The 13,300-nt window shown below is 69.3% G+C and carries 13 protein-coding genes; 3 read left to right on the plus strand and 10 right to left on the minus strand.

Features of this window, described 5'->3' with window-relative positions:
- Positions 1-106 precede the first annotated feature (106 nt).
- From DMC61_RS33120 to hppD, 7 genes are all read right to left on the minus strand, one after another.
- Complete coding sequence (locus DMC61_RS33120) at positions 107-973, minus strand: ferredoxin (RefSeq protein WP_125694220.1); 867 nt, start codon at positions 971-973, stop codon at positions 107-109.
- Positions 974-993: 20 nt separating this feature from the next.
- The gene (locus DMC61_RS33125; protein ID WP_125694222.1) at positions 994-1,437 is read right to left on the minus strand and encodes a hypothetical protein; all 444 of its coding nucleotides are present in this window, start codon (positions 1,435-1,437) and stop codon (positions 994-996) included.
- On the minus strand, positions 1,437-1,883 hold the full coding sequence (locus DMC61_RS33130) for a hypothetical protein (protein ID WP_125694224.1): 447 nt from the start codon (positions 1,881-1,883) through the stop codon (positions 1,437-1,439). The genes DMC61_RS33125 and DMC61_RS33130 overlap by 1 nt, the downstream gene beginning before the upstream one ends.
- On the minus strand, positions 1,867-6,795 hold the full coding sequence (locus DMC61_RS42030) for a hypothetical protein (protein WP_125694226.1): 4,929 nt from the start codon (positions 6,793-6,795) through the stop codon (positions 1,867-1,869). The genes DMC61_RS33130 and DMC61_RS42030 overlap by 17 nt, the downstream gene beginning before the upstream one ends.
- Positions 6,795-7,109 (minus strand): type VII secretion target, encoded by a 315-nt coding sequence (locus tag DMC61_RS33140; protein WP_063277624.1) that lies wholly within the window; start codon positions 7,107-7,109, stop codon positions 6,795-6,797. Before DMC61_RS33140 ends, DMC61_RS42030 begins: the two co-directional genes overlap by 1 nt.
- 33 nt (positions 7,110-7,142) lie before the next feature.
- Positions 7,143-7,700: a YbaB/EbfC family nucleoid-associated protein gene (locus tag DMC61_RS33145; RefSeq protein ID WP_125694228.1), complete on the minus strand. Its 558-nt coding sequence runs from the start codon at positions 7,698-7,700 to the stop codon at positions 7,143-7,145.
- Between the two features lie 239 nt (positions 7,701-7,939).
- Positions 7,940-9,139: a 4-hydroxyphenylpyruvate dioxygenase gene (hppD, locus tag DMC61_RS33150; protein WP_043848382.1), complete on the minus strand. Its 1,200-nt coding sequence runs from the start codon at positions 9,137-9,139 to the stop codon at positions 7,940-7,942.
- A gap of 122 nt (positions 9,140-9,261) precedes the next feature.
- Here hppD and DMC61_RS33155 point away from each other — a divergent pair, with 122 nt between their 5' ends.
- Positions 9,262-9,735: an Lrp/AsnC family transcriptional regulator gene (locus DMC61_RS33155; protein ID WP_037340824.1), complete on the plus strand. Its 474-nt coding sequence runs from the start codon at positions 9,262-9,264 to the stop codon at positions 9,733-9,735.
- Here DMC61_RS33155 and DMC61_RS33160 read toward each other — a convergent pair.
- The 3 genes from DMC61_RS33160 to DMC61_RS33170 all read right to left on the minus strand — a co-directional run bounded on the left by DMC61_RS33160 (position 9,732) and on the right by DMC61_RS33170 (position 11,930).
- Positions 9,732-10,535 (minus strand): hypothetical protein, encoded by an 804-nt coding sequence (locus DMC61_RS33160; RefSeq protein ID WP_063277622.1) that lies wholly within the window; start codon positions 10,533-10,535, stop codon positions 9,732-9,734. The genes DMC61_RS33155 and DMC61_RS33160 overlap by 4 nt on opposite strands.
- A gap of 239 nt (positions 10,536-10,774) precedes the next feature.
- Entirely contained in the window at positions 10,775-11,275 is a 501-nt protein-coding gene (gene greA / locus DMC61_RS33165) for a transcription elongation factor GreA (RefSeq protein WP_016337198.1), read from the minus strand.
- Positions 11,276-11,474: 199 nt separating this feature from the next.
- Positions 11,475-11,930, minus strand: coding sequence for a DUF4307 domain-containing protein (locus DMC61_RS33170; protein WP_125694230.1), 456 nt, complete (start codon positions 11,928-11,930; stop codon positions 11,475-11,477).
- Positions 11,931-12,076: 146 nt separating this feature from the next.
- Between DMC61_RS33170 and mca the strand changes: the two genes are divergently transcribed.
- The gene (gene mca / locus DMC61_RS33175; protein ID WP_125694232.1) at positions 12,077-12,970 is read left to right on the plus strand and encodes a mycothiol conjugate amidase Mca; all 894 of its coding nucleotides are present in this window, start codon (positions 12,077-12,079) and stop codon (positions 12,968-12,970) included.
- Complete coding sequence (locus DMC61_RS33180) at positions 12,971-13,297, plus strand: hypothetical protein (protein ID WP_125694234.1); 327 nt, start codon at positions 12,971-12,973, stop codon at positions 13,295-13,297.
- The last annotated feature ends 3 nt before the right edge of the window (positions 13,298-13,300 follow it).

Genomic DNA, 13,300 nt, shown 5'->3' on the forward strand with positions numbered 1-13,300 from the left:
CGCTCCCTGGTCGCCTTCGCCGACGCCGTCAAGAGTACCCGGACCGCGAACTTGTCACGTGACGTATCCGTCAGGTGGCATCATGCGGCCGCGAAATCAAGGGGTCCTAAGTGGACGGCTGACCGGTGATCGCGGCGACCGCGAGTTCGCGTTCGGGCTCGCCGACCTCGGGCAGGGTGAACCGCAACGCCCGGATGTGACCGAGGAGTTCGGGGTCGGGAGCGACGCCGTGCTCACGCAGGTAGTAGGCGACCGCGCCCGGCCAGTACCACCGGCCGTCCGTCCGGAAGTTCAGCGGCACCAACGGCTCCCTGTCGGGGTCGAAGGCGTCGGCGTCGTAGGACCGCGACGCCAGCACGACCGGCGCGCCGTCGAGGTACCGCAGCACCCGGTCCCGCTCGGCCGGCGACAGCGGCTCGCGGTTCACCACCGGATGCCCCGACTCGTCGAGGCCGTCGTGGACCCGCGGGACACGCAGTGCCTCCGGGGTTTCGGCGAGCGGAGTCGCCACCGCGGGTTCGGCCGGCGGGGCGGCGTCGAGCCCTGCTCGCTGCCGCAGCCAGGGCGGGATGGACTGCTCGGCGCGCGGGAAGAACCGCAGCTCGTCCTGGAAGCCGATCTGCGGCGGCGCCTGCCGCCACGGCGGCTCCACGTCCACGAGGAAGTCCGTGCCGAGCACAGTCGCCGAACCGTAGACCAAGATCGCGCTCAGCCAGGTCCCGCGGCCGGGCTGGTACATCCCCGCCCGCAGGTTGCCGAGCAACTGCACGGCTTCCTGGCTCGGCTGCACGGGACGCGGCAGACCGTCCTGACCGGTGACGAGCAGGTCGACCTCGACATGCCGGCCCGCCGCCCGGTACTCGACGCGCATCTGCTGCCAGCCGGGCGGCAGCGGCGTCGCGAGGGCATGGCCGATCTGCCAGACGAGCTGCTGTTGCTGCTGCTGGTTCAACGGCACTTGTGGTCGGCTCATGTCCCCTCGCTCACCGATGGTCAGTCCGCCTGGCCGGCGGCACGTCGCTGAAGCCACTCCGCGCGTTCACCGGTCCGCGGGTAACGCTCCAGCTCCTGGGCGAAGAACCCGGCGGGCGGGACGTGATCCCAGTCGGGCTCGCCGTCCCAGTCGTACTCCACGGAGTACCCGCCCGGGTGCACCATGTGATAGCGGACCGAGGTCCAAGCGCCCTCGTCCGGCTGGGCCATGCTGTCCCGCAGCTCCACGAAGAAGTCCGCGACCCCCGTCGGCGGCGTCCACGGCGTGCTCGTGCCCATCACGGTAAGCACATGGGCCGAGATCTCGACGTAGTCGCCCACCGAACGGAAGTTGAGGAACAGCTGCTCGTAGTCCGACGGTACGGAGTGCACCATCCAGGTGGTGAACTCCTTGAACAGTTGATTGGCCTGTGCCGCGCTCGTCGGCACAACGGGCATGGGCATCAGTCGCGCTCCTTGTCGTTCGCCGCCGCGAGCTTCTCACCGAGCCAGGCCGGGATGTGTTCGGGATCCCTGGGGAACATCTTCAGGTCTTCGACGTAGTGCTCGGGCTCCATGGGCGGCGTGAGCACCGGCTCGTAGTCGTTGTTGTAGTTGTAGAAGATCGCTCCCGGCGGATTCATCGAGATCCGGGCGGAGAACCACGTGCCGCGGCCGGGCCGGTACAGCAGCGTGCGCAGCTTCGCCAGGATCACGTTCAGCTCGTGCGGCGGCGAGATCTCCGGCCGGGAACCGTCGTCCATGATGACGGTGAGGCCGAGATCCTGCGCCGGCACCGTCATCGCGCTGACCAGGTCGATGCGCCGCCAGCCTTCCACGGGGACGAGATTCAGCAGCGCGGTGCCGAGCTGCTGGATCAGGTCCTCGTGACTCTCACCTCCGGAAGTCATCGGGCCAGAGTGGGTCGTTGTGGTCATTGGGGAAGCTCCTGACGATTACCGAGATCCGGCCTTCGGCGTCCGGGCCGTAAGCCCGGTACTGGCGGGTGTGCGCGTCGTCGACGCCGGGATCCCGGAGTTCGAAAATATCCTCGTTCTCCAACCTACTAGCGAGGCCGGAGTCGTCCCGATTCCGCTCCATCTGGTACCAGCTGTCGTCGGGATCGTAGGTGCCTTCGAGCTCCTTGGCGCCCGCGTTGCTGTTGTCCACCCTGCCTTGCGCGCCCTGGTTGCTGCCTTCGCCGGAGCCGCCGACGGACGTGCCGCGGTGGTGGCCGCCGTCGTCGATGTTCTTCCCCGACGCGTCCTTGCCGCCGTCCGCCCCGATGGTGGACTGCGCCGTGCCGTCGCGCCGGACGTTGCTGGCGCCACCGGGATCCGGCGGGGCGGAGGTCACCACCGAGTTGCCCCGCTCGTCGGTCCGGTGGATCTCGCCCGGGGAACGACGGTTGAGCGGGTTGCCGTCCTTGTCGTGCATCTCCAGGCCGTGGTCGACCCGGATCGTCGCGTTGGGCGGCGGGTTGTTCAGATCCGGGTTGAACGGCTGCCCGGTGTGCAGGTGGGTGATCCGGCCGTCCGGCCCGGTCTGGAAGGAGCCGTAGGGCAGGCCGTCCTTGTCCACCACGTGGATACGGGTGTTGGGCGGCAGGTTGTCGCGGCCCGCGATCGGGTCCTTGGCCGCGATCTTGTCGCTGATCGCCTTGCGCTGGGCGTCGCTGAGCGCGTCCGGGTCACCGTCGACGAATCCGCGTGGATCCTTGCTCCGCGGCGGCGGCTGATGCGAGTAGGTGACCTCGCGATCGGGCGTGGGCCAGGAATCCTGGACCTTGCTGGCGTTCTTGGTGCCGTAGTGGCCGTCCTGGGTGATGTCCGCTCCCTGGGCGGCCCCCACCTCGGCGTTCGTCCGGCCACGCTGACCGCTGGTGGTGTCGACGTGGGTGATACGGCCCGTGTCGTCGGTGTAGAAGTCGCCTCGCGGATGCCCGTACTCGTCGGTCGGCTGGTGCACGCTGTTCGGCCTGAGCGTGGGGTTGCCGTCCGCGTCGAGCTTCGGGCTGCCGTCCTCGTTGGCGTGGAGGCGGTTGAAGGGCTGGTCTTGGCGCACGGCGTTCGGGTGCGGCACCGGATCGCCTTGCGGCGGCGGCGGGTTGAACTCCTGGCCGTGTTCCGGCCGCCCGTCCGGCCCGACGTGATACTCCTCGTGGAGCGGCCCTCGGTCGATCCGGTAATTGCTGTCCGGCAACGGTTCCCTGAGTTCGGGATTCGGCCGGTCCGGTGTGCTTTCCGGGGTTTCGACCCACCTGACGTTGCGCTCACCGTCGGTCTGGAAGCTGCCGCGGGGATTCCCGTCGGCGTCCGTGACGTGGTAGCGGGTGTTCGCGTCGAGGTCGGTGCGGCGGCTGAACGCCTCGTCCGCGCGGGGTGCGCGTGGGTCGTCCGCCTCGATCCGCACCTGATCGCGGGGCTTCGGCGGCGACTCGATGTGGTCGACCCGGGTGACGTCCTGTTTGCCGTGCGGGGTCTTCACGTCGGTGTGCGTCACCGTCCGGACGTTGCCGTCCGCGTCGGTCGGGAAGGTGTCGTGGCGATGGCCGACCTGCACGCGGTAGTCGGAGTTCGGCGCCGGGCGCATGACCTCCGGGTTACCGGGGCCGTGCAGCTTGTTCGGCGCGACGGCGTCGACATGTGTCACGTTGCTGTTCGCGTCGGTGTAGACCCGGCTGCGGACGTTGCCGTCCGCGTCGGTGATGTCGTATCGCGTCTCCGGGTCGAGCTTGCGCGGAGGCGTTGTCGGATCGAAGAACGACTGATCGTCGCCCAGCCGGACGGGACGAGCGGGCGGCGTGAAATCGGGCTCCTGCCAGCGTCCGTCGATCTGATGCTGAGGGTTGAGGTCGTCGCCCTGCCCGCGATCGCGGGCGCTGTCGGCGTCCACGTCCTGCTTGTCCGCGTGTGAGGTGTCCGGGGTGAAGCCGTCGTCGCTCGCCCGGCGGGCGGTGCCGTCGGGGCTGTGGACGTCCCATTCGCCGTTCGGCGGGATCTTGGGCCGGGGGCGGCCATCGGGACCGATCTCGTAGTCGGACGAGAAGACGCGGCCGTTCGAGTCGGTCCAGGCAGGCTTGCTCGGCGCCATCACTTCGGTGTCGAGCTCCCGCGACAGACGGCGCGCGAAGTCGTTCGAGCCGGCGTCGCAGCCGATCAGCCGGATCGGGCGGCCGTCGTAATCCCCGTTGCGGCGCAGGATGTCCGCGAACTCTTCCGGGGTGTAGGTGCGGTTGCCGATGCGGGCGTGGCCGTCCGGCGTGACGTGTACGTCGACGGTGTAGCGGCCGTCCGGGTCCGGCTGGACCCGGTGCGGCAGGTCGCCCATGTCCGAGTCGCCGCGGTGGTACGAGCTGCCCGCCGGAGTGCTCTCGGAATGCCGCTGGTTGACCTCGTCCGGTGTCAGCGGACGATCCGGCTCGGCGTCGGGGCCGCGGTCGTGCGGTGAACCGTCGGGGTCTTGGCGCGGGCCGTGCCCGTCGGGACCGTGACCGTCCGGCGAGTGCGGCGGCCCGGAGTGGCCTCCTGGACCACGGCCGCCCGGACCGGTGTGGCCGGGGCCGGGGCCGCCGGGGCGGTTGCCGGGGCCGTGGGAGCCGGGGGTGCCGGTGTGCGGTTGGGCGCCGGGGCCGAAGTCGTTGCCACGGGCGACCGGCTGCGGCTGATGCGGCTGGTTCGGCCGTCCGCCGGGGCCGGTCTGGCCGGGACCGCGGCTGGGGCCGGTGTGGGTGTCCGGGGTGCGCGGGGCGTTCGTGTCCGGGGTGCGCGGCGAGCCGGGCGTGCCCGTCCAGCCGCCACCCTGCGGCCTGCCACCGGGCGAACCCGGGGTACCGCCGGGAGTGCCGCCCGGAGCGCCTTGAGGCGGCATGCCGCCGGCCATCGGCTGGCCCTGCGGCGGGACACCGGGCGAACCGTCGCCGCTGGAACCACCGCGCTGCGAAGGCATGTGAGACGGGCCGGCGTCGCCCAGACGCGGCGCTGTGGGTGCGGTGCCGCTGGTCGTCGTGCCGCTGTCGGTCGGCCTGGTGGGGCTGCCGCCGTCGTTGCCGCCGTGGTGACCGGGCGACGAGTCGGTACGAGGGGTGGGGGAACCGCCGCCGTCACCGCCGTGCGTCCGGGGCGAGCCGCCGCCGTCGCCGGTGTGGCTCGGGGAGCCGCTGTCGGTACGGGTGTGCGGGGCGGGGGAGCCGCCGTCGGGTGTATTGCTCGGAGAGCCGCTGTCCGCACGGGTGTGCGGAGTGGGAGACCCGCCGTCCGGTGTGTGGCTGGGGGATCCGCCGGTGTCGGCCCGTGTGTGAGGAGCGGGGGAGCCGCCGTCGGCACGGGTGTGCGGAGCGGGTGATCCGCCGTCCGGTGTGTGGCTGGGGGATCCGCCGGTGTCGGCCCGCGTGTGAGGAGCGGGGGAGCCGCCGTCGGCACGGGTGTGCGGGGTGGAGGAGCCGCTGTCCGGTGTGTGGGTCGGAGAACCACCGGTGTCCGCCCGCGTGTGCGGTGCGGGAGAGCCGCCGTCGGGTGTGCGGCTGGGCGAACCGCCGGTGTCCGCGCGGTTCGGGCTCGGCGAGCCGCCGTCGGACGCGCGGTTCGGCGTGCCGGAATCGCCGGGGGAACCACTGTCGGACCGGGCGGTGCTGGGGGAACCGTTGCCGCCGGAACCACTGTCCGAAGTGGACGATCCGTCGCCCGTGCGATCGGGAGAGCCGCCGTCGGAACGGGACGACGAGCCGCCGCTGTCCCTTGTGGACGATGAGCCGCCGCCGTCGCCGCGGGTGGTGCTCGACGGGCCGCCGGAATCGCCGGAGCCGCCCGAATCGCCGTCGGAGCCGTTCGAGCCGTTGGAGCCGTCGCCCGAGCCGGTGCCGTTCGAGCCGTCGCCGGAGCCGCTACCGTCGCCGTCCGGACCGTCCCCGGAACCTGAGCCCGAGCCGCCGCCGGACCCACCGGATCCGCCGCCGCTGCCGCCGCGCTGGATGAACCCGCCCGACTTGATGTTCTTGGTGTTGATCACGTCCAGGCCGGTGACCTTGCCCGCGATCTTGCCGAAGATCTTGATGATCTTCTCGAAGACGTCGGCCAGCTTGCCGAGCAGCGGCGAGACCCGCCGCATCGCGTCGCACAGTTCCTTGAGCTTGTCGGCGATCTTCGCGGCCCACTTGGCGATCGCGGTGACGGCCTGCGCGACCACCACGGGCGTGCCGAAGCCGAGGGAGAACACCGTCTCCATGACCCACGCGATGAGCTTGCCGACCGCGTCCGCGATCAGCTGGCGGATGAACTCACGGACGAACGCGACGATCTCGCCGAAGATCATCACGACGGTGCTGATCGCGCCCGCGACCGTCGCCGCGCCGCTGATCGCCTCGGCCTGTTCCGCGGCCTGCTTGCGGTACTGGTCGGCCGCCTCGCCCGTCCAGCCGGTCGTGCCGTTCTTGACCGCGTTCGAGAACTCGACCTGGGTGTCTTCCAGCTTCTTGGCTACGTTGCCCCAGGTTTCGGAGTACGACTGGATGACCGGCGGATCGCCGGCGACGGCGTCCAGCATGTCCTTCAGCGGCTGCATGTGTTCCATCAGGAACGAGGCGACCGACGACATCAGGTAGCCGAACGGGTCGATCGCGGCGCTGGCGAGCTCGCCGGCCAGGCTCAGCACGCCGAGCCCGCCGCCGATCCAGTCGCCGTTCGAGATGCCGTTGAAGGCGTCCATGGCCGACTCGGCGACACCGATGCCCGCCGCGTAGCCGTATTCGCTGTTCCCGGCCGTCAGCGGACCAGGGCCGTCGCCATCCGTCGGCGCCTTCGCGACGAGCGGGTTTCCCTCGGGCATCAGTCAGGCACCTGCGCGTTCTTGAACTCGGCGGCGAAGTTCTCGTCCTGCGTCTGGTAGGCGTTGGACGCGGACCGCACGTTGTTCGCCACCGCCGTCGCGGCCTCGACGGCCTTGTTCAGCGCGTTGATGCCGAACTCCTCGACCGGGTCGAGCATCATCCGGAACGGCTGGCAGATGATGCCGTACGCGTCGGTCGGCATGCTCACCTGCTGCGCGGCGTCGACCGCCGTGCGCAGGCCGTCGGCGATGCCGTCGATCTGCTTGGCGTGCGCGTCGAGGTCTGCGCCGAGCTCAAAACCCTTGCCTGCCATGGTTTCTCCCCTCTACCAGGCCGGATGGAACGACTACGAAAGAATGCTGCCGCCGAAGTCGTCGTCATCGTCGTCCTGCGTGCGGCGGCGACGCGGGATCGGCTTCGGCTGAGGTGGATTCTGGGGCGGGCCTGCCTGCGCTGGCGGCGGAGCGGGATCGTCCTCCTCGGGGCCGAAGCGGTGGTGCCGCTCGGGCTCCGGCGGTGCGAGGTCCTCCTCCGGCGGAGCTTCCGGGAAGGTGCTCTGCGCCTCCGCGATCACCCTGTTCGCCGTCTCGTCGCTGGTGCCGACGGTCTCGGCCATCGCCGCCTGCAGCAGTTCCGGGATCCGCGACTGCGCGAGCTGGACGAGGCGCATGACCTGCGCCGAGACCTCCGCCATTCGTTTACCGCTCGCGGCTTCGGAGATGACGAGGTTCGTGAGGAGGCCCTTCGAGTCGATGGTGACCTCGATGGTGTTGTCCTTCGACCGCTCGGTCACCGTCTGACCCTGCATGCGGGCGGCCATCGCCTGATAGCGCGCGGCGGTCTCCTGGATCTGCTTCGTCCAGTTGTCCACCATGCGTTCGCTGGCGTCGACGTTGTCCGGCATCGGGACCCTTCCAAGCTGCGTGATGACGTCTTCACACTGACGGTCCGGAGAGGCGTCCGGTTCCGGGTGCGCTCGAAGTTTAGTTCCCGTCCGGTGTACCACCCTCCGCCGACAAAGTCGGCCCCGTCACGTAGTGAAAGGGCCCCTCACCGCACGAAGTGCGATGAAGAGCCCTTTCACGCCCTGCGAACTGCCGGGGTCAGAGGTTGCCTCGACGCTGCGCCGATGGCGCCTCGCCGTTAAAGATTGCCTCGGCGCTCCTGCTCACGCTCGATCGCTTCGAACAGGGCCTTGAAGTTGCCCTTGCCGAAGCCGAGCGAACCGTGCCGCTCGATGAGCTCGTAGAACACCGTCGGGCGGTCGCCGATCGGCTTGGTGAAGATCTGCAGCAGGTAGCCGTCCTCGTCGCGGTCGACCAGGATGCGGTGCTCCTTGAGCTTCTCGATCGGCACCCGGACCTCGCCGATCCGCGCGCGCAGCTCCGGGTCGTCGTAGTAGGAGTCCGGGGTGTCTAGGAACTCGACGCCCGCCGCGCGCATCGCCTTCACCGTCGTGACGATGTCGTTGGTGGCCAGCGCGATGTGCTGGCAGCCCGCGCCGCCGTAGAACTCGAGGTACTCGTCGATCTGCGACTTCTTCTTCGCGATCGCCGGCTCGTTGAGCGGGAACTTGACGCGGTGGTTGCCGTTGGAGACCACCTTGCTCATCAGCGCCGAGTACTCGGTCGCGATGTCGTCGCCGACGAACTCCGCCATGTTCACGAAGCCCATGACGCGGTGGTACCAGTCGACCCAGTAGTCCATCTTGCCGAGTTCGACGTTGCCGACGCAGTGGTCGACGGCCTGGAACAGCCGCTTCGGCGCGCCTTCGGGCCGGACGATCTTGCTCTCGCGCGGCTCGTAGCCGGGCAGGTAGACGCCGGTGTACTTCGACCGGTCGATCAGCGTGTGGCGGGTCTCGCCGTAGGTCGCGATCGCGGCGATGCGGACGGTGCCGTGCTCGTCGGAGACGTCGTGCGGCTCTTCGAGGACGGTGGCGCCCTGCGCGCGGGCGTGGTCGATGCACTTGTCGACGTCGGCGACCTCGAGGGCGAGGTCGATGACGCCGTCGCCGTGACGGCGGTGGTGGTCGAGCAGCGCGGAGTCGGGCTTGACGCCACCGGTGATCACGAAGCGGGCCGAGCCCGACTTCAGCACGAACGACTTGCGCTCGAAGTTCCCGGTTTCGGGGCCGGAGTACGCGATGAGCTGCATGCCGAACGCGACCTGGTAGAACCAGGCGGTCTGCGTGGCGTTGCCCGCGATGAACACCACCGCGTCCATCGACTTCACCGGGAAGGGGTCGGTCGAAGAGTCGTGGTCGACGAGGCCGACGAGCTGACGCAGCTGGTCGTAGCTCACGTCGTCAAGAGCACCCTGGGGTTCCACTGTGTGCGTCATGCCCAGAAGCATCCGAGTGCGTGACAAAATGCGCAATGGTCAAAGATTTTGCTGCGCACTATGTCCAGTGAGAGGGCGGGAGGCGCAGTCAAAGTGGGCAACCTGCGTAGGAGGTAGGCACGATGTCGGACTCGCTCGACGCGCTGGACGCGCGGCTGCTGCTGTTGCTCACCGACTCGCCCCGGCTCGGCGTGCTCGAATGCGCCCGCCGTCTCGGCGTCGCGCGGGGCACCGTGCAGGCGAGGCTGGACCGGCTGACCGAACGCGGGATCCTCGGCGGGTTCCCGCCCGAACTCGACCTCGCGGCGATGGGCTACGGCCTCACCGCGTTCGCCGTACTGGAGATCGCGCAGGGCCGCCGGGCCGAGGTCGCGGAGGCGCTGTCCGCCATCGACGAGGTCTGCGAGGTCCACGCGACGACCGGGCAGGGCGATCTCTTCGTGCGGATGGTGGCGCGCAACAACGACGACCTGCAGCGTGTGGTGGACGAGGTGGTCGGCGCGCCGTACGTGCGGCGGACGTCGACGTCGATCGCATTGTCGACGCCGGTTCCGCCGCGCGTACGGCCGCTGCTCGAACGGCTGGCGAGGAGCTAGCCCACCTGGCTCAGGTACCGCTTCGCCGACCGCTGGACGGCCTCGTGCCCGTCCGTGCGGATGATCGCGTCCCACCAGGCGCCGTAGATCGCCTCGAACGCGTACGGTTCGAGCAGTTCGGCCGCGCGGCGGACGACCTCGGGGCGCTCCGGGATCAGGTTCGGGTAGCTGTACATCATGCCGACGAAGCGGCGGTCCGGGATGACCTGCAGGATGTCGCCCGAGAGCACCGCGCCGCGGCCGTTCTCCCCGGCGGGCCAGTGCAGCACGGTGCCGCCGGCGAAATGCACGCCGAGGTTGATGAGCCGCAGGCCGGGGGCGACGTCGAGGGTCGTCCCGCTCCACAGCTTGATCGCCGGATCCGGCCTGCCGATCCACTGCTGGTCGCCCTCGTGCAGGTAGATGGGCGCGTCGAAGGCGTGAGCCCACTCGACCATGGTGGTGTAGTAGTGCGGGTGGCTGATCGCGATGCCGGTGAGCCCGCCGAGGTCACGGACCTTGGCGACGAGGTCGTCGTCGATGAAGCCCGCGCAGTCCCACAGGAAGTTGCCGGATTCGGCCTTGACCAGCAGCGCGCGCTCGCCGATGGCGAAGTTGGGAGTGGACCCGACTCCGATGAGGCCGGGCCCCTGCTCCTCGATGCGGGCCTGATACGTCCCGCTCGCGCGGACGGCGTTCAGATCGGTCCACCGCTGTCCGGCCTGCGGGATGTACTGACGTTCGTCCTCGCAGATCGGGCAGTCGGACCGGGGTTCCGCGTACTGCATGCCGCAGGCGACGCAGATGGGGTGTTCGCTCATCGTTTCCCTCCAGAATTCTCCGGAGGTCACGCTAACGGCTCATATGCGCGCCCGGCCATGCAGTGTCGATTGTCGCGCGCTGACGAAAACTCGCCGAAGAGGCGCCGGTTCGCAGTCGAACTCGCGCTGCGTGGAGGGCGCCTCTTCATCGAGTTTCCGGGGCCTTCGGCCGCAAGCGGCGCGCGACGGGTGAAGTCTCCGTCGGGCGCTGGACGCCCTTGGGGAGACCAGCGGCGCACTTACTTGCCGGTGTACGGCACGGCCTTGACGAGCGTCACCTTCTGGATGCTGCCGTTGGGCAGCTCGTACTCGCGGGTCTCGCCCTCTTTGGCGCCGAGCAGCGCCTTGCCGAGCGGTGACTCCGGCGAGTAGACGTCGAGGTCGCCCTCGGTGCCCTCTTCGCGGGTCGCCAAGAGGAAGTTCTCGTCCTCGTCGTCACCGTCGTAACGCACGGTGAGGACCTTGCCCGGTCCGGCGCTGCCGTCGTTGGCGGGCGGCTCGCCCACCTTGGCCGAGCGGAGGAGCTCCTGGAGGTGGCGGATGCGGGCCTCGTGCTGGCCCTGCTCCTCGCGGGCGGCGTGGTAGCCGCCGTTCTCCTTGAGGTCGCCCTCTTCCCGGCTGTCGTTGATCTTCGCAGCGATGACCGGGCGGAGCTCGATGTAGTGGTCGAGTTCCTGCTTGAGCCTGTCGTAGGCATCCTGGGTCAGCCAGGTCACCTTTGTGTCGCTCACGGTCACCATCTCCTAGTAGGGCCTGCCAGGCTTGGGTGTACAAGCCGGCCACCGGACCGGCATGGCGCGCCGGCCTGGCTGAGATAAAGGAAAAACACGGCCCGTCTTGGGCCGTGCCGGTAGATCAGAGTAACACGGCGCGAGGCATCGCCGCCGGTGGAATTCGGTCGCGCCTCGGCGTTGGGCGCCTGTTTCACCCCGTTGGCCGCTATGGCCTTGACAGGTACCGTGGTACGTCGTATGAGCATCCGAAGATATCAGCCGTGACCGGCCTTCCGATGCTCTTGATGGTGGTCGTCACCCGGCTGTTCTTCGAACCAGGCTGAATGAGGACCTCTTTACGGCCGCTTTCGGCCCCCGCCTTGTCGCGGACCCGGACGACGCACACGCCGGGCCGGTTCACATCGTCCCTGGTCACGTTGATGGTGATCTCCATCGCGTCGCCCGGTTTCTCGTCGAACGAGACGCGTTCGCCCTCGATGGGCGCGCTGCCGAAGTTCGAGTACGCGACATAGGCGATCCCGCCGCTGACCAGCAGCGCGATCACGCCGAACACCAGCCGCCGCCAGCGGGCGGGCTTCGCGGCACGGGTCTTGCCGTACCGGTCTCCCGGCACGTCCGTCCGGGTGTTTTCCGCGGTGGGAGCGTCCTGTCCCGTGCTCAACCCGGGCCTCCCGGTTGGTGTCGTCGTGCTCGCAGGGACAATGGGGGCGTATGCGAGTGGTTCCCCTCGAGTATCCGCGCCCGGCCGGGCGGCCCGTCAGGCAGGGTCTGGAGGGGAATAGGGAACGAGAAGGGGACGTTCGGAGCATGGTGTCTGCCGATGAACCGCCGAAGTCACGCCTCCGCCTGATGGCGGTGCACGCGCACCCCGACGACGAGTCGAGCAAGGGTGCCGCCACCATGGCCAGGTACGCCGCCGAAGGGCACGAGGTCATGGTCGTGACCTGTACCGGCGGCGAAGCGGGCAGTGTGCTGAACCCGGCCATGGACCGTCCCGAAGTACTGACCAACATGACCGAGATCCGCCGGGAGGAGATGGCCCGCGCGGCCAAGATCCTCGGCGTGAGCCACACCTGGCTCGGGTTCATCGACTCGGGCCTGCCCGAGGGCGACCCGCTTCCGCCGGTGCCCGAGGGCTCGTTCGCGGTCATCCCGCTCGAAGAGTCCACCGGTGCCCTGGTGAAGGTCATCCGCGAGTTCCGTCCGCACGTGATCGTCACCTACGACGAGAACGGCGGGTACCCGCACCCCGACCACATCCGCACGCACGAGATCTCGGTCGCGGCCTTCGACGCCGCGGGCGAGGCGGAGCGGTACCCGGATGCTGGCGAGCCGTGGCAGCCGATGAAGCTGTACTACGTGCACGGGTTCTCGCGCGCCAGGATGACCGTGTTCCACGAGGCCCTGCTCGCGCGCGGCCTGGAGTCGCCGTACGAGGAGTGGCTCAAGTCGTGGGACCCGGACAAGGCCGACGTCATGGAGCGGGTGACCACGCGCGTCGAATGCGGCGAGTACTTCGAGCAGCGTGACGAGGCGCTCAAGGCGCACGCCACCCAGATCGACCCGAACAGCCGCTGGTTCGCCGTCCCGCGCGACCTGCAGCGCGAGGTCTGGCCGACCGAGGAGTACGAGCTGGTCCGCTCACTGGTGGACAGCACCCTGCCGGAGGACGATCTGTTCGCCGGCTTGAAGGAGGGTTAGATGAGTTTCGTGGTGCCGGCGTTCGCCGTCGTTCCGGTGACGGTGTCGTCGCAGTTCCTGGCGCAGCAGCCGGGCAACGGCGACAACGGCGGCCAAGGTGAGGACTTCGGCAAGTCGTCGCCGGTGGGTTTCCTGATCCTGATCCTGTTCCTGATCGCCGTCGCGCTGCTGGTGCGGTCGATGACCAAGCACCTGAAGCGGCTGCCGGAGAGCTTCGACGAGCCCGCGGAGGAGACTCCCGCTTCGGCTGACGAGGCTGTTGAAGCCCCGAAGGCCGAGAGCGAGCCGGTCGCGAAGGCCGAGAAACCGACCGCCAAGTCCGACTGAGCG

Source organism: Amycolatopsis sp. WAC 04169 (genome assembly GCF_003947535.1).
Taxonomy (GTDB): Bacteria; Actinomycetota; Actinomycetes; order Mycobacteriales; family Pseudonocardiaceae; genus Amycolatopsis; species Amycolatopsis keratiniphila.

Coding starts and splice junctions, on each gene's coding strand:
- DMC61_RS33180 (WP_125694234.1), top strand. CDS start 12,971: ATGAGTTTCGTGGTGCCGGCGTTCGCCGTCGTTCCGGTGACGGTGTCG.
- DMC61_RS33145 (WP_125694228.1), bottom strand. CDS start 7,700: ATGCCGGACAACGTCGACGCCAGCGAACGCATGGTGGACAACTGGACG.
- greA (WP_016337198.1), bottom strand. CDS start 11,275: ATGGTGACCGTGAGCGACACAAAGGTGACCTGGCTGACCCAGGATGCC.
- DMC61_RS33160 (WP_063277622.1), bottom strand. CDS start 10,535: ATGAGCGAACACCCCATCTGCGTCGCCTGCGGCATGCAGTACGCGGAA.
- DMC61_RS33125 (WP_125694222.1), bottom strand. CDS start 1,437: ATGCCCATGCCCGTTGTGCCGACGAGCGCGGCACAGGCCAATCAACTG.
- mca (WP_125694232.1), top strand. CDS start 12,077: ATGGTGTCTGCCGATGAACCGCCGAAGTCACGCCTCCGCCTGATGGCG.
- DMC61_RS33155 (WP_037340824.1), top strand. CDS start 9,262: ATGTCGGACTCGCTCGACGCGCTGGACGCGCGGCTGCTGCTGTTGCTC.
- hppD (WP_043848382.1), bottom strand. CDS start 9,139: ATGACGCACACAGTGGAACCCCAGGGTGCTCTTGACGACGTGAGCTAC.
- DMC61_RS33140 (WP_063277624.1), bottom strand. CDS start 7,109: ATGGCAGGCAAGGGTTTTGAGCTCGGCGCAGACCTCGACGCGCACGCC.
- DMC61_RS42030 (WP_125694226.1), bottom strand. CDS start 6,795: ATGCCCGAGGGAAACCCGCTCGTCGCGAAGGCGCCGACGGATGGCGAC.
- DMC61_RS33130 (WP_125694224.1), bottom strand. CDS start 1,883: ATGACTTCCGGAGGTGAGAGTCACGAGGACCTGATCCAGCAGCTCGGC.
- DMC61_RS33120 (WP_125694220.1), bottom strand. CDS start 973: ATGAGCCGACCACAAGTGCCGTTGAACCAGCAGCAGCAACAGCAGCTC.